This is a genomic window from Planctobacterium sp. R6 (genome assembly GCF_055755215.1).
In genome coordinates this window covers 1-20,776 of the sequence record NZ_JBVTQY010000033.1, presented here as the reverse complement: position 1 = coordinate 20,776, position 20,776 = coordinate 1, and the positions used below count along the sequence as shown (strand labels likewise).

19 protein-coding genes are annotated in these 20,776 nt (G+C 48.0%); 7 read left to right on the top strand and 12 right to left on the bottom strand.

Annotated elements, in window-relative coordinates:
• Positions 1-178: 178 nt before the first annotated feature.
• Complete coding sequence (locus tag AC0J20_RS17635) at positions 179-943, top strand: class I SAM-dependent methyltransferase (RefSeq protein WP_473022722.1); 765 nt, start codon at positions 179-181, stop codon at positions 941-943.
• A gap of 62 nt (positions 944-1,005) precedes the next feature.
• Here AC0J20_RS17635 and AC0J20_RS17630 read toward each other — a convergent pair whose 3' ends face one another.
• The 3 genes from AC0J20_RS17630 to AC0J20_RS17620 form a co-directional block, all read right to left on the bottom strand.
• Entirely contained in the window at positions 1,006-2,979 is a 1,974-nt protein-coding gene (locus tag AC0J20_RS17630) for a TonB-dependent receptor plug domain-containing protein (RefSeq protein WP_473022721.1), read from the bottom strand.
• 133 nt (positions 2,980-3,112) lie between these two features.
• The gene (locus AC0J20_RS17625; protein WP_473022720.1) at positions 3,113-3,871 is read right to left on the bottom strand and encodes a type 1 glutamine amidotransferase; all 759 of its coding nucleotides are present in this window, start codon (positions 3,869-3,871) and stop codon (positions 3,113-3,115) included.
• Positions 3,872-3,921: 50 nt separating this feature from the next.
• A complete protein-coding gene (locus AC0J20_RS17620; RefSeq protein WP_229529916.1) occupies positions 3,922-4,863 on the bottom strand; it encodes a 2-hydroxyacid dehydrogenase in 942 nt (313 codons plus the stop codon).
• A 66-nt stretch (positions 4,864-4,929) separates the two neighbouring features.
• On the opposite strand from AC0J20_RS17620, the gene AC0J20_RS17615 reads away from it, so the two are divergent.
• Positions 4,930-5,349, top strand: a complete 420-nt coding sequence (locus AC0J20_RS17615) for an SRPBCC family protein (protein WP_229529915.1) — start codon at positions 4,930-4,932, stop codon at positions 5,347-5,349.
• 55 nt (positions 5,350-5,404) lie between these two features.
• On the opposite strand, the gene AC0J20_RS17610 is transcribed toward AC0J20_RS17615, so the two are convergent.
• The 4 genes from AC0J20_RS17610 to AC0J20_RS17595 form a co-directional block, all read right to left on the bottom strand.
• Positions 5,405-5,869, bottom strand: a complete 465-nt coding sequence (locus AC0J20_RS17610) for a hypothetical protein (RefSeq protein ID WP_229529914.1) — start codon at positions 5,867-5,869, stop codon at positions 5,405-5,407.
• A gap of 32 nt (positions 5,870-5,901) precedes the next feature.
• On the bottom strand, positions 5,902-7,551 hold the full coding sequence (locus AC0J20_RS17605; protein WP_473022719.1) for a response regulator: 1,650 nt from the start codon (positions 7,549-7,551) through the stop codon (positions 5,902-5,904).
• Between the two features lie 235 nt (positions 7,552-7,786).
• A complete protein-coding gene (locus AC0J20_RS17600; protein ID WP_473022718.1) occupies positions 7,787-8,461 on the bottom strand; it encodes an anti-sigma factor family protein in 675 nt (224 codons plus the stop codon).
• Positions 8,462-8,469: 8 nt separating this feature from the next.
• Positions 8,470-8,967, bottom strand: coding sequence for an RNA polymerase sigma factor (locus AC0J20_RS17595; protein ID WP_229529911.1), 498 nt, complete (start codon positions 8,965-8,967; stop codon positions 8,470-8,472).
• 169 nt (positions 8,968-9,136) lie between these two features.
• On the opposite strand from AC0J20_RS17595, the gene AC0J20_RS17590 reads away from it, so the two are divergent.
• On the top strand, positions 9,137-10,942 hold the full coding sequence (locus AC0J20_RS17590; RefSeq protein WP_473022717.1) for a S8 family serine peptidase: 1,806 nt from the start codon (positions 9,137-9,139) through the stop codon (positions 10,940-10,942).
• On the opposite strand, the gene AC0J20_RS17585 is transcribed toward AC0J20_RS17590, so the two are convergent.
• Positions 10,911-11,834: a hypothetical protein gene (locus AC0J20_RS17585; RefSeq protein WP_473022716.1), complete on the bottom strand. Its 924-nt coding sequence runs from the start codon at positions 11,832-11,834 to the stop codon at positions 10,911-10,913. The genes AC0J20_RS17590 and AC0J20_RS17585 overlap by 32 nt on opposite strands.
• A 276-nt stretch (positions 11,835-12,110) precedes the next feature.
• On the opposite strand from AC0J20_RS17585, the gene AC0J20_RS17580 reads away from it, so the two are divergent.
• A complete protein-coding gene (locus tag AC0J20_RS17580; protein ID WP_473022715.1) occupies positions 12,111-14,462 on the top strand; it encodes a DNA polymerase II in 2,352 nt (783 codons plus the stop codon).
• On the opposite strand, the gene AC0J20_RS17575 is transcribed toward AC0J20_RS17580, so the two are convergent.
• Complete coding sequence (locus AC0J20_RS17575; RefSeq protein ID WP_473022714.1) at positions 14,454-15,032, bottom strand: HAD family hydrolase; 579 nt, start codon at positions 15,030-15,032, stop codon at positions 14,454-14,456. The two genes, AC0J20_RS17580 and AC0J20_RS17575, sit on opposite strands and share 9 nt — an antisense overlap.
• Before the next feature lie 133 nt (positions 15,033-15,165).
• Between AC0J20_RS17575 and AC0J20_RS17570 the strand changes: the two genes are divergently transcribed.
• Positions 15,166-16,236, top strand: a complete 1,071-nt coding sequence (locus AC0J20_RS17570) for a transporter (RefSeq protein ID WP_473022713.1) — start codon at positions 15,166-15,168, stop codon at positions 16,234-16,236.
• Here the strand turns inward: AC0J20_RS17570 and AC0J20_RS17565 are convergent.
• The 3 genes from AC0J20_RS17565 to AC0J20_RS17555 form a co-directional block, all read right to left on the bottom strand.
• A complete protein-coding gene (locus tag AC0J20_RS17565; protein ID WP_473022712.1) occupies positions 16,233-16,775 on the bottom strand; it encodes a response regulator transcription factor in 543 nt (180 codons plus the stop codon). The genes AC0J20_RS17570 and AC0J20_RS17565 overlap by 4 nt on opposite strands.
• Before the next feature lie 31 nt (positions 16,776-16,806).
• Entirely contained in the window at positions 16,807-18,084 is a 1,278-nt protein-coding gene (locus tag AC0J20_RS17560; protein WP_473022711.1) for a sensor histidine kinase, read from the bottom strand.
• A gap of 65 nt (positions 18,085-18,149) precedes the next feature.
• On the bottom strand, positions 18,150-19,397 hold the full coding sequence (locus AC0J20_RS17555; RefSeq protein WP_473022709.1) for an NADH:flavin oxidoreductase/NADH oxidase family protein: 1,248 nt from the start codon (positions 19,395-19,397) through the stop codon (positions 18,150-18,152).
• Between the two features lie 93 nt (positions 19,398-19,490).
• Here AC0J20_RS17555 and AC0J20_RS17550 point away from each other — a divergent pair, with 93 nt between their 5' ends.
• Together AC0J20_RS17550 and AC0J20_RS17545 are read left to right on the top strand one after the other, a co-directional pair.
• Entirely contained in the window at positions 19,491-19,895 is a 405-nt protein-coding gene (locus AC0J20_RS17550; protein ID WP_229529902.1) for a MerR family DNA-binding transcriptional regulator, read from the top strand.
• Between the two features lie 320 nt (positions 19,896-20,215).
• Entirely contained in the window at positions 20,216-20,722 is a 507-nt protein-coding gene (locus AC0J20_RS17545) for a hypothetical protein (RefSeq protein WP_473022708.1), read from the top strand.
• Positions 20,723-20,776: the final 54 nt, after the last annotated feature.

The window sequence follows — 20,776 nt, the reverse complement described above, 5'->3', positions numbered from 1 at the left end:
GCCCTGGGATTAATCCCTTTTTTTAAACTATTCGTAGCGAATACGGTGACAATTTTTTCTGGCAGGTCTATCTTTGACCATGCTGTCTGGGCCTGTCAAACTTTGCGCTACATTCCTGCAGCAACAATATGCAGGCTCCAATAATAACCGGAAAATCGCAATAAAAATGAGGAACCTAATGATTAAAAGCCTATTGAAAACCACCGTGCTGGTATTGAGCATCGCCAGCTTTAGCACGCTGGCAGACGATTTTGATACCACCAAATCGAAATTACAGCAAGCTTTGCAGTCGGAATTGCGCAGTGACGCTGATAAAGAGCGCGATGCGAATCGCTTGCCAATTGAAACCCTGGCATTTTTTGGATTGCGGGATGACATGAAGATAGTAGAACTGATCCCAGGCGGAGGTTGGTATACCCGTCTGTTGGCACCCACCGTGGCCGAAAAAGGACAGTACTATGGCGCTCTGGGAACCGGACGAATTAAAGACTGGGTAAACACCCCCGGCTTTGAAAAAATGACGATTGTCGCTGAGGATGCCAAAATTTATCGCGCTGAAGGCGACAAATTTTACACCTTAGAGCTGCCCGAAACAGGACTCGGGGTCAGTGATGTTGATATGGTGCTGACCTTCAGAAACTATCACAATTTCTCGGAAGAAGGACGACGCGCCATGAATGAAGCAGCATTTGACGCCCTAAAATCAGGGGGCATCTATGCTGTGGTGGATCACACTGCGCGCCATATGGAAGAGCCAAATCGTGAAAATCGACGTCGCGTTGACCCGGTGTTGGCGATCAAAGAAATTCTGGAAGCCGGCTTTGAATTTGTAGACTATTCAGATTTGCATTACCGCAAAGATGATGAGCTGATTTACGAAGTGGGCCGCAAAACAGTCACAGGCAACACAGACCGTTGGACCTTTAAGTTCCGCAAGCCATAGGCTAAATTGCCGCTGGTTTTTCAGCATCGCAAAGAGTAGGCGAATGCGCCGACGCTTTGCCGCTAAAAGAAGACCCGGGCTCCCACTTTAACCACAGGGTCTTCGTCTCCTGCGGTGACAGTGCGTAGCTCGTTTAAGTCCTGCCAGTCCGGTACGGCATAATCATCAGACAATACATTTTCCACTGCCAGATAGGCCTGCCAGTCGTCCTGATTATATTGATATTGCAGATTCAGCAAGGCGCTTTCGTCTACCGCGGCTCTTTCACTGGAATAACGCAGACTGAACCCCAGACTGTGTCTGATATTAAAGCCCCAGACAGCACCGAGCTTTGCCATCCAGCGGGGTACAAACTGTCGACCAATGTCCATTTCTGAACGATTATTGCCTTCGTGCTGATAACTCAGATTCGAAAACCATTTCATGTTTTTAGTGACAAACTGGTAATCCAGCTCTAAACCATAACGCTCAAAGTCATCTGTGTTTTCAAACCGCACCTCAAATTCATTACTGCGCCGTTGAATAAAATCATCTGCATGGGTCCAGTATAAATTGGCGATAAACAAAGTGTTGTCTTTGGTGTAGGTATACGCAATATCAAGGGTATCCACTGTTTCAGCCTTGAGATCACTATTTCCTACAATCACACCGGGGGGAATATCAATGCCTTTTTGAAAAAAGTTCGGCGCATTAAAGCCGGAAGAATACAGAACCTTAATCGAACTATAGTCGTCTAAGGACTGAATCAAACTAATTCTGGGCAATACATTCGAACCAGACATCTGATTGTCTACAAAGCGCATTCCCAAAGAAACCCGCAAATCGTCGAAATCCCGTAACCACTGGCCGTATACGGCCCACTCAGTGGTATCATTTTTATCCATGGTCTTTACCCGAACCACGCCATCGCTGTCGGTATTCAGGTAATCACCGGTTTCCCGATGCTCGACTTCCAGTCCGGCAACCAACTCGGTTTTTGCATCCCATTGCACTATATACTGGCCGCCCAGGCGAAATCGGTTGTTATCTTCCCCATCACCAAAGTTTTGCACGCCAAACTCCGTGCCGTTAAACAAGCGTTCCGTGGGGATCCGTAAATAAAAGTTGTTGTAATCTGCGAACAGTCGAAATTGTTGTGTATCTCCTCGCCAGTGTTTATCCGCTTTCAGCAAGCGCCCTCGTTGTTGCATTTCGCCCAGGTTTAACATGGATGCTGCCGCGGCCAGGCCCTGAATCGTAGAGCTGAACTCCTGATACTGCAGCGATAAATCCTCTGAATGCCACCCTAACATTAAGGACTTGTCGTCAGGTTGCTTGGTCACCAGACCACTATCGGGAACCTCTTCCGGAATAAAGGCTGGGATGGGACGATTGTTATAAAAAGCCTGATAATCATGACTCTTGTGCCAGTGGCCCGCTACGGTAAAAGTGCCGCCCTGAAATTCAGTACCATAATTTAGTGCAGCAGATTTGCCACCTTCGACATTGAGCATGGCCACGGCACTGCCACCGGATGTTTTTTTAGTGACCACATTAATGACTCCGGCAGAGGCATTAGTACCGTGGAAAACCGTGCCCGGACCGCGAATTACCTCTATGTGGCTGATCGCTTCCAGCGGTATACCGGCTACCGGTATATCACTGTGAGAAGATTGCCAGTAAGGTACACCATCTAACTGAAACAGCACTTTTTGATTGAAGGCTTCAAAAAAACCTCGCAACATCACAGATTGCGTACCAATTGCCGTATGGTGTACATCTGCGCCAGGTAACATGGCAATCAGATCCGCCAGGGTGTGAATACCCATTTTTTGAAAAACCGAAACCTCAATACGCGAAACGACAGCCGGTGCTTTGAGGATGTTTTCGGATTGCGTGGAGGCGACACTGACTTCCAGTTCCAGCAATTGCTCAAATGAAAGCAGTCCCAACTGTTGAGCATCGGATGTCTCATCCGATTGCGCCTGCAATGGCATGCAAAACCATACTGCAAACGCACAAAGATGTACTTTTGTTGACCAATTTCGGGTGCGCATTCATTACCTGTTGTAATTTTAAACCGCCTGTAAGCAACCTGCGTCAGACAGCAGCTTTAACCAGTCCGGCACATCTTGGCCGAACTCTGATAGGTCTTAACTTACAGTGTGGCTTAAAAAAAAAGATTTACCACTACCAATTAGTCTTATTATTCTCAGGGGGTAAAACTAAGGTATCAACAAAGCGTTCTACCAACAAATTAGACCAGGGGGTATCCTTTGCATGACTGATCACCTGGTTAAAGTGTTCTGCATTTTGAGTGTATTGTGCCCGAAATACCGACAGTCTTTCGATCAAAATGTCCTTGTCGACTTCCGGGTGAAATTGAAACGCCCAGAAAGGCCGTTGATGCACTTTAAACGCATGAGGACATTGTTCTGTGTAAGCCAGTAATTCACAGTTAGATGGCAATTGTGGGGCGCGTTCGCGATGCACACTAACGGCGTAAAATGGATTGGGAAAGCCTGAGAACAGCGGGTCCTGATAACCTGCATCAGTAATCTGGATAGGCAGTGTGCCGATTTCGAAATCGGCTGTATCACGCACGATTTCACCGCCCATCGCCAGTACAGCCAACTGAAATCCAAAGCAGGAAGCAAACACCGGTTTTGCATTTTCCTTGCAGTATTGCAACAGTTGCACACAATCAGGCACAAAAGGATAAACTTCCGGCTCCAGAACACTGGCTTCGCTGGCACCACCGACTAACACCGCATCAAAATTATCTACCAGTTGCGGTGAAAAACGCGGCTGATCAAACACATTGAGTACCGACAGTTGGTCAGAATTGATACCAGCAAAGCGTACAAAACTGTCAAACTCCTCTTCCCGCACCTGGGGTTTATCGCGAATCTGCACCAAAAGTAATTTTAGCTGCGCACGAGTTTTCATAGATACCTGCACCACATTTTTGCCATTTGAGACCACATTCCATAACTACTTTAATACCCCAGCTTCCGGTTGACAGCAACCGGAATCACACCTTTCTCAACATAATCGGTTATGTTTTCGGCAACGACCTTACTGGCAGTAAAAGGGTTGGTGGGTGCCGAGATATGAGGCAAAACCGTAACTCTGGGGTGATGCCAGTAGGCATGCTCCGGCGGCAAAGGTTCGGTGGCAAATACATCGAGTATCGCGTGACGAATAGCCCCACAGGATAAGTGTTTTAACAAAGCTTCATCATGAATAATTTTACCACGCGAAAAATTGATGAGATAACTGTCAGGCGCCATCCAGCTCAATGTTTCCTCATTGAGCAACCCTTTGGTTTCGTCTGTCAGCGGCAACAACAAAATAGTAATATCCGCAATGCCCAACAGATTCCGCAACGAAGTGCGTCCGGAGGAGGCATAAATGTCGCCGACCACCTGACCAGAGCGACGCGCCCAACAGTGCACCTGATAGCCAAAGGAAGATAACAATTGAGCACTGTGTTGCGCCATGTTACCAGCCCCAAGCAGAACAACATTCAGATCTTCATTGGCCGTTACCGGGTGAGGCTGCCACAACGATTGTGCCTGTTGCTGACGATAGATGGGATTGTGTCGCTGGCAATTCATTACCCAGCACAACACACTGTGTGCCATGGTGGTGGCTAGTGCCGGGTCCTGCATTCTGACCACCGGCACATTGCCTAACGTCGGGTTGGTGAGCAGGTTTTCCACACCCGCCCAGGTACTTTGTATCCACTTCAGATTGGGCATCTGGTTAAAATCAATCGCATCAGCGTTAGCGACAATAGCCACCTGCGCCGCTTTTTTTTCGGCATCTGTCAGTTCGTCCAGTAACTTAAACTGGTGTTCAGACATCTGAAGTTCGAAAGCCTGTAACCATTTTTTCGCGGCACTGGACTTTTTATTAGGAACAAACGGAATAAGCATTTTCATCACCTTGTTTATTGCGCGCAACTGTTGAATAATTCGATAAACTCATTCACGCACTACACTATGCTGCAATTCGCGCTGGAAGGTACCTTCAATAACAACGTCAGTAACATTTTTGCTGCCTGGCATGAACCTGACAAACTGATCAATTGGTTTAATTTGAATGACCTGGTTATTGGTCAAATCATGTCAGATTTTCGCGTCGGTGGAAAATTTCGCTTTCATTTATACGACGTTACCGGCGCATCACATATTTTGATGGGAGAATACAAAGATATTCAACCCAATGTGCGCCTGCAATTTAGCTGGCAGTGGGTGGGCGAACCCCACCTGAGCGAAGTGGAAGTATTATTTGACGACGTAGATGACAAGACCACCAATATCCAGCTGACTCATTCCGGCTTTGACGACGAAGAAGATCAGACGCTGCATCACGAGGCCTGGGTAGGTTGCTTAGACAGGCTGGTACTGGCCAGCAGATAATCCCTCGCACAGCTGAAGTATGACGGGGGAACAGCCTGTCCTTTGAGCAAGGCTCTTAAAATGGGTAAATGATCGATACGCCGGCAACTGTTGCCTTCTCGCCATCAATAAAATCCACCGCCATTTCGGGCGCTAATATGTAGCCGCTGCCAAAAAATTCATAGGAAGCACTCAAACGCATTAGTTCTTTGTGCTTTGTTTTCTTGCCCCCGATGCGTTCCTCACCGAAACCCAGCCCGAGACGCCAGTGATCGGAGGGATGATAGAAGAAAGAACCCACCCATACGTTTACACCATCACCGTGATGGCCTTCCCGGGTACGTTCCCACACGCCGCCTACGCCAAACTGCGACGACAATTTGTATTCGTAACCAAATCCTATGGTGGTGTCTGTCTCACTTTCAAAGTTTGTGGCACCAATAAAAATGGCCGGATAGTGTTTTGCATCTCCGGCGGCCTGTATTCCAAATGCACTGAGAGAAAGCAAGGTCATAGCGGTGAGTTTCGCAATGGAATTCATAGCGGGTTCCTGATTGTGTGTGTTTTAAAAAATTAGCTGTTAACTTCCGCCTGGTCAATCTTCAGCACTTTAGAGAAATGCGACAGCTTGTTTTTGGTGTCGGCTTCAGGGTCATTGGCTGCAACAATAGCCACGCATTCTGCCGCCAGTGCAACCTGCTGCTCATCCAGTGTTTCCTTTTCCCGTTCTACCATGGCAGTCAGCAGGCGCAACAAGCTCATGGCCAGTTGCGGATTATTAGGCGATAACTTAAATGCCTGAGTCAGGTTAGCGTAGGCCGGTTTAAAGCGCTTCTCTTTAAAGTGAACCTTGGCCATCTCACCCAGCTCTTTTGCGGTGAAGTGAATCTCCTTGCGCTCGATCTGCTCCTGCTCGACGTACTCTGTAACCACTCGTCCCGACCAGGTATCCCCGCCGATCTGTTTTTTCACCTCTTCCAGTAATTTCAGGCTTTCTTCCCGGTGGCCTAACTCGTGAAAGGCCTTGACCTTTTCCAGGTTTTCATCGATGGACCCGGTGGCCTCTTTCGACACGCTTTCCTTGAGTAACTTGTCCGCTTCCTTCTTGTTTTGTCTGACGCACAGCAAGCGTACTTTAATTACCGTCAAAGGCTCCGCTAATTGTCGACCAAATTCCATTTCCAGCTCACGCATCATGCGCTCAATTTTAACGAACAAACTCCTGGCTTCTACATCGGATAAAGTTGTGGCCAGATCCAATGCCGTACGCAATACGTTGAGCCGCAGTTCCGGGCTATCGTGAATAGAGTTTCTGGCATACCTGGCAACATTTTGCGCTGCCATATATTGCCCCATGCGATCGTGATTCAGACGAGCCAGATCACAGGACTTGCGATTGCGTTCAATATTTCGGGGCGCCAGTTGCGTGGCAGTTTTTATTTCTTCGTAAGCGTTTTTATAGTCTTCGTGCTCAATGTAATACTGAGCTAACACGTCGTAGACCAGAAACCGGGTATCTTCTCTTTCTTTCAACTCGGTAATTTTAGGCTCCGCCTCTTCCAGCTTATTTTGCGCCAACATGGCCCTCAGCAATCCGATACTCACCCACCCGTACTTGTATTCGTGCTGTAATTCCTGGTAGTAGTTTTGCGCTTCTTCATACTCAAACAGTTTGAATAAGCATTCGCCTTTAATGCGTTTGATATTGGGGAAATAGTGGGCCAGCTCATTGCGCTTCAATAACTCATCGGCCAGATAAATCGCAGAACTGTAATTTTCGGTATCGACACAATAATAAAGCCGGTGCAGTTTATTGCGAACTTCAAAAATATGCCGCAACCGGTTTTCCACGCGACTTCTGTCCAGTGGTTTTACCCAAAAATCATTGGGTTGCATTTCCACCACGCAATGCACCAGCTCAGGCGCGGTCTCGGCGCTCAGGAAGATCACCGTGGTACCCTTGGTAACATGGCCTTTAAATTTGAGCTCTTCCAGCAGGTGAAAGCCGTCTTTATCGCTTTGCACATTAAATGAAATCAGTACGATATCAAATCGGGTTTGTTCACATCGCCGCACCGCATAATACGCATTTTGCGCTGTCGCCAGTTTGGTAATTCCAATCTCAAACATCGCGCTTTTGATTAGCTCATGTACCAATGGATCTTCATCTATGATCAGTGCTGTCAATTCGCTCACTCTGCGAGCCGGTGGAATATCTATCAATTCCCAAATCCTTACCTAAAAGCCACTACCTGGAGCAATTTCCTGAAAACCGGAATACCCTCACCAGAACGTGTTGACCTTTGCCAAAGATGGACACAACAAAGGTCAACAGGCTCAATTTCAAGTATATAGCAAAATGCGATAACGAAAAGAAATGCCAGGGGCAAATTTTAGAGGAAAAGTGATATTGCTGACTTTAGGGGCAGATTTTCGCCCCTGAGTGCTAAAAAATCAGTTATTTCAGGCTTTGCAACAGGTGCATCGCGTCATTTTCTGTCAGAGGCGTTAAGCCTGCCTGCGCGATGTATTGCTCAACACCGTCATAGTGACTGCTGGCCGTAACATAATATTTGTCGCTGTCATTGCCTTTTATTGCAAAGACTTGTTTTTGCCATTGCCCCTGTTGATAACAGGTTAATCCATGCTCGACGTTTTCAGCTTCACGGGCATAGTACTCCCGGCACAAAGATTGATTTTCATCGAGAAAACTTTGCACAACAACAACTTCAGTACCATTTTCCGACAACCAGTTTTCGTCATCAGCCAGCTTGCTTAACATGCTGCCTTTTAAATTGATCCCTGTTGGCGAAGGTTGACCCAGTAATAAATATCCCATCACACAAACCACTGCCACCGAAGCGGCCAATGGTAAAATGCGACGCCAGTTTGAATCCGAACGCGTGCTTGTTGTGCATTCAGTCTTCAGCAAAGCCTCGAGTTCTGCGCTGACCGGCTCGTTTTTAAAATCCGGGATCGCCGTTTTTACATTGTCACTGAGCGCCTTTAGTTGCTGATACAAATGATTAAATTCAGGCTCTGCCAACAAACGACGCTTGACAATAAGGGTTCTCTCGGAGTCCAGCTCATCGTCAATAAATTGAGATAATAAATCGTAATCGTCTTGTTTCATCGTTCTACTCACAGTTTACTTTCGATCAACTCCAGCATTTTCTTCCTTGCTCTGGATAATCGGCTCATGACTGTTCCTTGCGGTATCTCCAATACCTCAGCCGTTTCGGCGTAACTGTACCCCTCGATAATGACCAAACTGATGATCATTCTTTGTTCATCATTCATTTGATCAAGGACCACCAGCACCTGCTCCAGTGTGTAGGCACTTTCCTGATTACCTTCTGCGGTATCCTGATCCATGTTGGGGATTTTATTTTCTATCACCGCTTTAACCCTGACATCACGAGAGCGGATCTCGTCAAGCCAGATATTTTTACACACCCGCAGTATCCAGGGCACTGCAGAAACATCTTTCGGCAAACCCTTTTGCAACAGTTTTAGCACCAGGCTTTGCACCAGGTCATCGGCATCCGCCTTTTGGCCTGTCAGTGAAAAAGCAAAGCGCCTTACTCTGGGCAACTCCTCCACTAATATCCTTTTTAAATCATCTTGAGAGTGATTCATCCTTACCTTCTGAGTGTAGAACGTGACACGATTACAATTTATTCCAAAATTTTTTCATTTAGGGATTTAGATACGGTATTAATCAAGCAATAATGCGCTATAAAGTGAAATAAATCACAGATCTCACCCGTTATATCATACTAAGTTAGTGTAAAATATTGGGTAAGTCATGAAATTCTTGAAAGGTGTGACCGTGGACAACTTATTCAACAGTAAGCATACACACATCGTTTTGCGCGTGTACCAGGTGCTATTTGCACTGGCGGTTTTCTGCGTCACCCTGTTCAGTATCTCGCTGGCTCAGGCCACCGACAGAAACGCCGAAAGACGCGCCGAAATAGCACTGGAAAGAATGGCTGAACAGCACGCTGAAAGAGCATTGCGCCGGGCAGAACAGCTGGCAGAAATGCAGGTTCAGCGCAGCAGTGAAGAGCAGAGCATCAACTCCGGCGTCAGAGCAACTGAGCAGGCTGTTGAGCGGCAACTGGAAGCTCGTCTGTTGTTGCGCATGGCAGAAAAGCAATTTGACCGCATGGCCGCCAATCCACATGTTACCCGGGCTTACCTTGCAGCCGCCGAACGGGAACCGCACCTTCCGACTCGCCCGGATCTTCCCGAAGAACCCGAGTTGCCAGACGATCCCCTTGATGATGGGCTGGGTAGTTTTGATCCTGACGAACAGGACGAACCTGGTGAAAAGGGCAACGATGAAATAGAAGAAGTGGAAGACGTGGTGGAAGACCAGGTTGAAGACACGTTGCAGAACAACAGTATCGACAGTGAATTTTCTGATTTGCAATTTGAACAGGCACTGACCTCTATCCACAGTGATTCCAGTTTACTGCGAGAAATTGATGAACAGCAGGTATGGACCACGGAGTGGGTCATTATGGCCGATATGGACGCAAAACAAGCGCTTGAGCAGGAAGGTTACGAATTCAGCAATGAAGAATTGTTGGAGTCGTTTGGCAGCATTATTGCGAGTGTAAAAGCCCCCGCGTCTTACGATTTACACGATGATTATCAGCAGGTCATGGAGCGACTGGAAAAACACGATGCGGTTCTGGATTTTAATCATATCTATACCAATATATACACCAATGCCACTGACTCTGCACCTGAGGTTACACAGGGTATTTCTCCCGGCGAGTTAATGCGACTGAACCAGCAAGGCATACGTATCGGAATGGTGGATACTGCGATTGATATGCAACACCGTCTGTTACAGGGTGTGCAGATTTCACAGCAGCACTTTACCCAGGATAACCAAAAGCCGGTATTTACACACGGTACGGCAGTTGCGTCGGTATTTTCCGGAAAAAGCCCGCACTTTCAGGGCATTTTTGATGACATTGCCCTGTTTAACGCATCGGTGTTTGTGGAATCAGCTGACACCGGCTCTATCACTACTGCCCTGAGTTTGTTGCGGGGGCTGAACTGGCTGGTGCAGCAAAATATTAAAGTCATCAACATGAGCCTTGCCGGACCACCCAACAGATTATTGCAAAAAGGCATTGAGCAACTATGCCAGCAAGGCATCGTCATTGTTGCCGCCGCCGGCAATGAAGGCCCATTTTCGGAACCCATGTATCCGGCGGGCTACAGCTGTGCTGTTGCGGTTACCGCAGTCGATATGAAAAACAAACTCTACAAAAAAGCGGTGCGCGGCAACCACATTGACGTCGCGGCTTACGGTGTGGATATTCTGGCGGCCAGTGATAATAACAGCACCAGTGCTCAGTCAGGTACGTCTATCGCTGCACCATTTGTAACCGCCTGGATTGCCAGCCAGTTACCCCAACAAAGCGATGCAAATAATTGGGTCGAAGTGGCCCTGAATCGCTGTATTGATCTCGGTGATGAAGGTGTCGATCCACTGTATGGCCGGGGATTATTACCGCAAATATCACACCCGCTGACGGCACAAACCGGCATCAACACCGCTAAAAGTGATATTGCAAAACAACGCTACTGATTTTCTGATCATAACTGGCTGACGATAACCTGGAGTCCTGTTCGTTAAGGCGGAAACTGGCTGCCAGGATAAAGTTATCAGTTAACTCTGTTTCCCACTCAATATCCCATTGTCTGCGATTATCCACTCTGAATTCATCCAGCTTTGGATGTAACTGCTGATTGTAATTACGGCGCAAATAACGCCAGTTGACTCTCACCTTGTGAGCCTTGTCTAACCACTTTAATTTTTTAACCCAGCCCACGCGAAACTGGCCAGAGGTAAAGCTGTATAGTGAGTTTTCAGCCTCTTCCTTGCCACTGCGCACAGAAAATAACAAATAGTGGTTAATGCCCTGTAAAAAGTGATATCCGTCCAGGGTAAACTCCCTGCCGTCCGCGGAGCGCTCCCGGTCTGTTTTAATGGTTTTATCTGTAATGTTTAATGCCAGGTTTAAAAACCATTGTTTGCCGACAAAAAAAGAAAAGTAGGGTGAATACTGCTGCATAGACAAAAAACCTTCACCGTCCAGATCCGAGGTAATGGCCTGGCTGCGCAGGCCCGCGGTCAATTTCTCAAAATCCCGGCTGTATCCTGCCGAATAAATTTGTAGCGATGAATCAAAAGTATTGCTTTCTCTAAAGTTTTTGCGGATTGCATTAGCGGAAAAAAGCCATTCGTTGGTGTCGTCTGGAGTGTAGCGATAATTCACATGCAGCCGCAATAACCTGCTGGAACTGCTGTCATCCACCACTGAGTCTAACTCATCAATAATCACCGTCGAATCGTTTTCAATCCCGGCTTCGAGACGACCTTCCCAGCGGTGTTTTTCCTCGGTATTGGCAGATGCCGATTGCAGTAACAGCAACGACACAACCCACCAGCACAAGCTCAATTTAAAGATGTAATGCATTTAATTTCTCAAATTTTTAAATTACTGGAATAAATATCAATGCCTGCCCGTCTCTAGTATAACCAGGCGATTTAATCTCCTGGGAAACTTACCTAGAGGTTCTGAATCGCCTGACAAGGATCAGGTCGGGCTATTCAGCGATTTAATGTTCAACGGCAGCCTCCCCTCCTTTATTCCTGACAAAGTCAAAAAAGTCCTGTAAACCCAACTGACTTTACTGTATTTATTACCAGTGTATGCCATGCTGGTCAAAGTTAAGCGCAATTTATCCAAAGAATGAATCAGGAATTAGTCGAAGGTTTTATCCTGTCCCGAAAACAAACAGAGTTAGCAGGTATTACCTATCTGGACTTTTGGTTGGCTACGGATCAAGGCCCCCGTAATATCCGTACGCCAGGCGCCCAGTTTGTGTTATTTGTCAGTACCGCAGAGCTAAGCAACAGCAGCACAGAACTACAACACCATCACCCAAACATCAGCCGCACAGAATTAGCCTTAACCTTGTTTAGTGGTGAGCACTGCACCGCGCTTTACGCCAATAGTCAGGCAGATTTTTTCGCCCTGCGGGACTGGCTCAAGCACCAGGGTATTACCTGTTATGAGGATGATATTCGACTCGCTGATCGCTACCTGATGGAACGATTTGTCTACGGCAGTACCCAGGCGCAGGGCAACACGGATAAACATGGCCGACTGCTCAACGCCAAACTCAGGCCCAGTCAGTACACGCCTCACTTTACCCCTTTGTCTCTGGATATTGAATGCAGCGAAAAAGGTGAACTTTATTCCATTGGACTTGCCACTGCAAGCCGACAATGTGTATTGATGATAGGTGAAACACAGCAAAACGCGCCGGACTGGATCCGTTGGGTGCCAGACGAAAAGGCCCTGCTCCAGCATTTTGTGCATGAATTTATTGCATTCGACCCGGATATTATTGTGGGCTGGAGTGTTATCAGTTTTGATTTTCGTTTGCTGCTCAAACGGGCGCAGCGGCACAACATCCCTTTAAATCTGGGCAGAGACGGCTCGCTAATGACCTGGCGTGATGCCAAAACCGGCAGTCAGCCGGGATTTTTAAACCTGGCAGGTCGCCTGGTGCTGGATGGCATAGATGCACTGAAGTCCGCTACCTATCAATTCGACAGTTTCAGTCTCGAATCAGTGTCACAGGAGTTATTGGGAAAGGGTAAAAAAGTGGAAGATGTGGGCAACCGCATGGCCCACATTAATCATGACTTTATGCACAATAAGGTGAAACTGGCAGAGTATAATCTTCAGGACTGTCTGTTGGTGTTAGAGATATTCGACACCACCCGTCTGATGGAATACCTGGTATTACGCAGCCAGATTACCGGGCTGGAACTGGACAGAGCTGGCGGTTCAGTGGCGGCCTTTACCAACCTGTATCTGCCTAAATTACATCGGGCTGGCTATATCGCCCCCAATCTTCCAAAAGATGGCGGACTGGCCAGCCCCGGCGGTTATGTGATGAATTCCAAACCGGGACTCTACAAGGACGTTCTGGTGCTGGACTTTAAAAGCCTGTATCCCTCAATTATTCGCACCTTTAAAATCGATCCATTGGGTTTAGTGGAAGGATTAAAACACCCGGAACAGGCCATTCCCGGCTTCAAAGGCGGCAGCTTTTCCAGAGAGAAGCACTTTTTACCGGACATTATTACCCAGCTCTGGCAACAGCGGGATGTGGCCAAACGGGAGCGGGACAGTGCCCGCTCTCAGGCCATTAAAATCCTGATGAATTCCTTTTATGGTGTACTGGGTTCAGGGGGCTGCCGCTTTTACGATACCCGCCTGGCCAGCTCTATCACGATGCGGGGTCATGACATTATGCAAACCACCGCTCGCTGGATTGAAGAGCAAGGACACGAAGTGATCTACGGCGACACTGACTCCACCTTTGTCTGGTTAAGCCAGTGCCAGGATGCCCAGCAGGCCCGCGAGATCGGCAACCAGCTGGCCGGCATGATCAATCAATGCTGGCAGGAGAAACTGCGCCAGGAGTTTGACCTTGATTGTTACCTGGAGCTGGAATTTGAAACTCATTTCAGTCAATTTCTGATGCCCACGATTCGCGGCTCAGAACAAGGTAGCAAAAAACGTTATGCCGGATTAAAAAAAACCGATACCGGTGAAGAACTGGTATTTAAAGGACTGGAAACCGTGCGTTCTGACTGGACAGCACTGGCCAAAGAATTCCAGACCCGGCTGTATAGCATGGTGTTTGCCGGCGAAGATGTCAGCCAGTACATTACCGACATGGTTAATCACACCGAACAAGGGCATTTCGACGCCAAACTGGTGTACAGGAAGCGATTACGTCAGGGCACTGACAAATATGTCAAAAACGTCCCACCCCATGTAAAAGCCGCACGACTGGCAGATCAGCAGCTTCAGGCCCAGGGCAAGCCACGTAAATACCAGCGCAAGGGCTGGATCAAATATGTCCAAACCATCAATGGCCCGGAGCCACTGGAATTTCTCACCAGTACTATTGACTATCATCACTATGTTGAAAAGCAACTACGCCCTATTGCAGAAGGTATTTTGCCGTTTATTGGCCAGAACTTTGACACCATCAGTTCCCGCCAGATGGGTTTATTCTGAACAATTACGATCATTAAAAAATGCCAGAAACTCCGCATAGCTGGCAAACTGCCAGGTGGCATCATGCGCCCAGTCAGGTGGTCCCTGCAGGGTCATTAATACGCTGCGCATTCCGGCATTAATGGCGGCATTAATATCATGTAAATAATCCCCCACGTATATGGTTTGTTGCGGTGTCAGTGACCAGCTTTTGGCTATTTGCAACAATGCGGTTGGGTCTGGTTTTGCAGGAGCACATTCCCGGGTTAATACCTGTTCAAAGCGCAGGCCGGCTTTTTGCAATTTAATATCGGTGGCAGCGCGACAATTGCGGGTTACAACCGCCGTTCGAATATCCTGTTGCTGTAAACAGGCCAGCGCTTCAGCTACACCGTCGATAATCTCACTTTGATGAGCGTCTTCCAGCTCCATCGATTCAATTTGTGCAATCGCCTGATGGCGGTGTTTGTCATCGGCAATATCATCGATATATGTCAGGATATCCTGCTCAGCAGGACAACCTACCGCTTTGCGCATTGCAACAAAATCCAGTTGCGACGTCACCAACGTGCCGTCCATATCAAATATCACACCATTCACAGGTGTATTGAACAAAGGATTAATAATACATTCTCCGCTGGTTATCTACCGCTGCGACATTTTGTCACAGGGTAATTATTTTACGACAGGTTAAAATCAGGTTTTTGCTTTTATTGTTGTCATCATGCCCTATACAAAAATTAACACCTTGATTGCTTTACTGTTTGTTTCCTCAGCCAGCCTCGCCGACAGCAAAATTGCCGGCAACACCAGTACCCCGGATAGCCACGCTCCCATAGGTGTGATGGGAGATCATACTCATAAAGCCGGAGAATGGATGATTTCTTATCGCTTTATGCATATGGCCATGGCGGATAACCTGCAAGGCAGTCGCGATATTTCTGCACAAGATATTGTTACAAGTATTCCCAACCGCTTTGCCGGAAACATGATGCAACCGCCTACTCTCAGAGTGGTACCGGTGGAAATGACCACCGACATGCACATGCTCGGAGCCATGTATGCGCCCAGTGATGATATCACCCTGATGTTAATGCTGAATCACTTATCTAAAGACATGTCGCACATTACCTTTCAGGGGGGAATGGGAACCAATCAACTGGGCAGTTTTGAGACTAAAACCAGTGGTCTGGGGGATACCAAAGTGGCCATGCTGTGGAACCTCAAAAAAACCGCTGATTACCAGTTTATCTTAAATCTGGGACTCAGTGTCCCCACCGGCGACATAGACGAAAGTGACCATATCCTGACACCAATGAACATGACCCCGGAAGTCAAACTGCCCTATCCGATGCAGCTGGGGTCCGGTACCTGGGATATTGAACCGGGCTTAACCTTCACCGGACATGCACACAACTGGGGCTGGGGCGGTCAGCTGAAAGCCACCTTCAGGCTGAACGACAATGACAACGATTATTCGCTGGGTGACAAATTACTTGCCAGTGGCTGGATCAGTCACCGCGTTAACGAACAACTCAGCCTGTCAGCCCGACTGAGTTATCTGGATCAGGGACGCATTGACGGCATAGATGCCGAAGTCATGTTACCGGTGCAGACTGCAGATCCGAGCAACTCCGGCGGTTCGATGTTAAACCTGGGCATTGGTGCTAATGTGTTACTGCCAGGCGGTCACCGACTGGCACTGGAATATGAAACCACCCTGGATCAAAAAGTAAATGGCGTGCAAATGGCTATGGACGATATGCTGACCCTGGGCTATCAGTACGCGTTTTAGCTATTAAAAACCGGGCGTTTCAGCAATTTGCGCTGCAGTGTGCGGCGGTGCAGTTTTAACTCTCTGGCTGTCGCGGAAATATTGCCATCATTGCGCAGCAGGGTTTGTTGAATGTGCTCCCACTCCAGTTGGGCGGGGGTCATGGCAGCAGTAGGGACTTCCTCAGTTGTGGAGACTCCGGATTCAGCTCCCAAAGCAGATAATAATTCCTTAAAGTTCAGGGGTTTGGTCAGGTAATCATCGGCACCGCGCTTTAACGCTGCCACTGTGGTGGCGATACTGCCGTAGCCGGTCAGGATAACCAGTTTAGCCTCCGGCCAGCGATCACGGCAATCCTGCAAATAGGTTAACACCGACTCACTCCCCAAATTCAGATCCAACACCAGGTGACTGAAGGTTTTATCGCTGTTGAGTAAATCCATCGCCTGGTGAAATGCCGCCACCTTAAAACCATACTGTTGCAACCGCCGCTGTAGCGTTGCCACAAACACCTGATCGTCATCCAGTAGCGCAATGTCATGTTGTGTATCTTGTGGCATGGTCAGATGTGCATGTTTCCGTGAGCAACCCTCAATTTGCCGGTAATGTTATCACGATTTCATGAGGCACGGCATCCGATGAAGACCAGTTGTAAACCATACTACCGGATAGATGCTCAATGGCTGACTGGGCCAGAAGTGCTCCCAGCCCCAACCCTTCAGAGTCCGGAACAAAAGCCTTGCCCAGTATTTCGATGACATCGTTACCGGGTTTTTTACCGCGATGATAAATTTTGATGGTGAGCCGCTTGTCACGGCATGCTGCGGTAAACTTCAACAATTCAGCACCCGCCTGAATATTGGCCTGATAACAGTTGTCCAGAACATTGTTCAGCGCAAATCGCAACCCTTCATTCACCTTGACCAGAATATGCTGACAGCTATCTGAAAAATCCAATGCTACCGGCATATCAGGATGCGTAGTGGTCCACTCTGCCAATACGCTATTCAGCCAAACCATAACCTCAGCGGACTCGGTTTGATACTGCACACTGGTGCGGGACTTTGCCACCATGGATTTGAGTATTTCAGTGCAGCGTTCCAGTTGTTGCTGTGCCTGAATGACATTGTATTGAATATCATCTGCTTGCAGCGACTGCTCCTGAATTTCATCCAGTAACATTCTGGCAGATGAAATCGGTGTCCCCAGTTGATGACTGGTGTTGGCGGTCAAATTAGCAAACGCCAACAATCGTTGATTGTTGTGAAAGCGCTCCTGATAACTCAGGTTTTGTTGTTGAAACTGATTAATGCGATGTCGCTGCTGGGAGATGAACCCGGTTAACACCGCCAGAGAGAAGGCAAAGGTCAACCACATACTCTGGATGTGGCTGGCCATTTCCTGTGGCCCATGCGCTGCGCTATGGTGCATCCCATGCGCCTTATCCGATGAGGCCATCTGCGCCAATTCGATGACAGATAAACCCGATAAAACGCTATGACATACCAGCACCAAAATAGTTAACAGCCAGGCCTGCGCCCGATTCAACAGCAGACTGGCTATCAATGGTGGCAACATTAAAATTGCCCCCCAGCCGGACATAATGCCCTGATTGAAATACAGGAAAACGCTGATTGCTAAGACATCCACCATCAGACTAAGCAGAATCTGTGTGGCATCAGGTTGATTTTTGACAAAGGCCCAGGCCCCCATCAAGGCGTAAAACGCCATCACTGTCACAAACCAGATGGAAGACTCACTGGCACTATACCAATAAATATTGAGGGCCAGGATAAACAAACGCAACAAGCCCAGTTGTATCCTGGAGGTCTGTACAGCAGAAAACATGGATTGCCACATCAGGCTCATATATTGCGCGCAGAGAAGTGAATTTGCTCTACATTTCCATGTTTTTGCTGAAAATACCAGTCCGATTATTTTACTTCGGTTCGATACTGCCTGCGATATCGACGGGTAAGCTTTGCCGCCCGCAACTGGTCGCTCAGCAACGAAAACACGGGCGACAATGAAGCTTTAACCGATTTACCCGCCCCCAGTCGATGTAATTGCCGTTTCACCATCGCCATAGTGGCCAGGCCGCTCAGGGTTTTATCTTTCCAGTACACCAGCGGAATAGTGCCTTCAAACGTCTTATCCGACTGCCATCTGTTGGGTAAATCCGGCGTGTAAGCCATTGCACTGGCCATACCCACCAGCGCTACATCACTATTTATTACTTCTTCTGCTACCGCTAAACGACGAATGCCGCCAGTGGTCATTAAAGGAACTTTGGACACCGCAGCAATCTGATGTGCGAAACTCAAAAAGTAGGCTTCCCGCGCCAGGGTTCGGCCATCAGCAGTGCGCCCCTGCATAGCCGGCGCTTCATAACTGCCACCGGAAAGCTCAATAAAATCCACGGCCAACTCAGACAACATGTTTACCACATTGGTGGCATCATCAATATCAAAACCCCCCCGCTGAAAATCAGCCGAGTTGAGCTTAACACTAACCGCAAAAGACGGTGACACCACAGCCCGGATGGCTTTGATGACCTGCAACAATACCCTTGCCCTGTTCTCAAGCGTTCCCCCCCACTGATCCTGGCGCTTGTTGGTGAGCGGCGACAAAAACTGCGCCAGCAGATAACCATGAGCAGCATGAATTTGCACCCCATCGAATCCGGCCTGATCAGCGCGGCTGGCAGTAGTAGCAAAACGCGCAATCAGATCCTGAATTTCAGCTTCGCTCATGGCTTTAGGTTGAGTAAATAGTCCGGAATGCGCGCCCATGTCCAGCGCCACATCCGACGGCGACAACACTTTGCCGCCCATTTTCTTAAAAACCTGACGCCCCGGATGATTGATCTGCATCAGGATTTTGCAACCGTCCTGTTGGCTGGCAGCTGCCAGTTGTTCAAAAGGCTCAAGCGGGGTATCAGCTTCCAGTGCGACGCCTCCGGGTCCGGTCATCGCCAGGTGGTCCACCATTACATTGCCGGTGATGATGAGTCCGGCTCCGCCATTCGCCCAGGCGCGATACAGCCGCTGTAAAGGCGCTCCCGGCAATTGCCCGGCACCTGCCATATTTTCTTCCATGGCAGCCTTGGCAATTCGATTTTTTAATTTCAGGCCACAGGGCAGTTGTAACTCAGAAAATACCGGTGATACTGGCGATGTCATGCAATACCTCGTTCGATTTCGCGTAAATCAAGATTGAAATTGGGAAATCCAGACTCTAACCTTAAAGCAAGGTTTAAGGTCAAGTAACAAATCATGAAAATTGGCGAACTGGCAGCTCAGACAGGTATTGCAGCGTCCACCATTCGGTTTTACGAAAAACAGGGCTTGCTGCCGAAAGTTCCCCGCAATGACGGCGGCTATCGGGTGTACGATGACACTATAAAAGCCAGACTGGATTGTATTCGTCTGGGCCAAAAATTGGGTTTCAGTTTGCAGGAGTTGCCGAAACTGCTCAGCCATGACAACAATCTGGATCACGCATTGATCATGCGACGACTTACCGAAAAGCAACAGGAAATCACGATAATGATGCAACAGCTGACTGTTCAGACACAGCAGATAGCCGCCCTGCGTCAGCATTTACAATCCGTCTGGGACAGCGGTGCCTGCGTCCCTCCTCATGAAATCGCCGCGCTATTAGCAAAAGCCGGGACATAGATCGAAAAAATATTAAAAAACTGGGAATGGGTAAATATGTCAATGTCAAAACCCACCGGGATTTACCCTGCTGACGGGAAACCAGTCATGGAGTTCAATGCACGGCCGTACGATAAAAAAGCGCTTAATCACTGAAAAACACAAGAAATTCTCAGATTTGCAGATACACTTAAGAGACGACACTAAGCATAACTATGCCAAATAACGCATAGTTACCCTGAATTCTGACACACTGAGGTCCAACGTCCACATTTTACGGTGGACAAGCCAACCTCAACTGTAATAAATAGTACACAAAGCGGACGCAAAGCAGCCAAACGATGAACTTTATTACCCACAGCATAAAAAATAAGATTACCTACTCGGTACTGGCCATCATTATATTGTTAACCGTGGTTCTGGCCAGTATATCTACCTACAACAGCTCAAGCGTCAACGAAGAAGTAGAAAAAGTAACACGGGAAGCATTGCGTCGCGGTGGTATGGCCTTAATTGAAGCAGAATCTCAGGTTCAGGCCGCAAAAATCGCCAAGAACGTAGAAAATGCCGCTTTGGTGGCCGAAACCTTTGCCGCAGAAATCAGCCTGCTACACCGAACCTGGCAAGAGCAGGGGTTCAGCGCAGAGCAATCGCGGGCCATGGTATTAAGTAAACTGCGCAATCTGCTGGAGGCGCACACCGGTTACATGGGGATTATGTCACCGCTTAACCCGAATGTGTTTGGTAACGACAGTGATTTTCAGAATAGTAACGAGCAGAATAAAGCGCTGGGTATGTTAGACAACGGCCGGGTATCGCCCTATTGGTACCGGCGTTTTTCAAGGTAGTTGTCGCCTAAGCCGTTAAGCTGCTTCTTTTTTGCTCTCCGGATTAAGTTCCAC

Coding starts and splice junctions, on each gene's coding strand:
- AC0J20_RS17635 (WP_473022722.1), top strand. CDS start 179: ATGATTAAAAGCCTATTGAAAACCACCGTGCTGGTATTGAGCATCGCC.
- AC0J20_RS17630 (WP_473022721.1), bottom strand. CDS start 2,979: ATGCGCACCCGAAATTGGTCAACAAAAGTACATCTTTGTGCGTTTGCA.
- AC0J20_RS17625 (WP_473022720.1), bottom strand. CDS start 3,871: ATGAAAACTCGTGCGCAGCTAAAATTACTTTTGGTGCAGATTCGCGAT.
- AC0J20_RS17620 (WP_229529916.1), bottom strand. CDS start 4,863: ATGCTTATTCCGTTTGTTCCTAATAAAAAGTCCAGTGCCGCGAAAAAA.
- AC0J20_RS17615 (WP_229529915.1), top strand. CDS start 4,930: ATGCTGCAATTCGCGCTGGAAGGTACCTTCAATAACAACGTCAGTAAC.
- AC0J20_RS17610 (WP_229529914.1), bottom strand. CDS start 5,869: ATGAATTCCATTGCGAAACTCACCGCTATGACCTTGCTTTCTCTCAGT.
- AC0J20_RS17600 (WP_473022718.1), bottom strand. CDS start 8,461: ATGAAACAAGACGATTACGATTTATTATCTCAATTTATTGACGATGAG.
- AC0J20_RS17595 (WP_229529911.1), bottom strand. CDS start 8,967: ATGAATCACTCTCAAGATGATTTAAAAAGGATATTAGTGGAGGAGTTG.
- AC0J20_RS17590 (WP_473022717.1), top strand. CDS start 9,137: ATGAAATTCTTGAAAGGTGTGACCGTGGACAACTTATTCAACAGTAAG.
- AC0J20_RS17585 (WP_473022716.1), bottom strand. CDS start 11,834: ATGCATTACATCTTTAAATTGAGCTTGTGCTGGTGGGTTGTGTCGTTG.
- AC0J20_RS17580 (WP_473022715.1), top strand. CDS start 12,111: ATGAATCAGGAATTAGTCGAAGGTTTTATCCTGTCCCGAAAACAAACA.
- AC0J20_RS17570 (WP_473022713.1), top strand. CDS start 15,166: ATGCCCTATACAAAAATTAACACCTTGATTGCTTTACTGTTTGTTTCC.
- AC0J20_RS17565 (WP_473022712.1), bottom strand. CDS start 16,775: ATGCCACAAGATACACAACATGACATTGCGCTACTGGATGACGATCAG.
- AC0J20_RS17560 (WP_473022711.1), bottom strand. CDS start 18,084: ATGAGCCTGATGTGGCAATCCATGTTTTCTGCTGTACAGACCTCCAGG.
- AC0J20_RS17555 (WP_473022709.1), bottom strand. CDS start 19,397: ATGACATCGCCAGTATCACCGGTATTTTCTGAGTTACAACTGCCCTGT.
- AC0J20_RS17550 (WP_229529902.1), top strand. CDS start 19,491: ATGAAAATTGGCGAACTGGCAGCTCAGACAGGTATTGCAGCGTCCACC.
- AC0J20_RS17545 (WP_473022708.1), top strand. CDS start 20,216: ATGAACTTTATTACCCACAGCATAAAAAATAAGATTACCTACTCGGTA.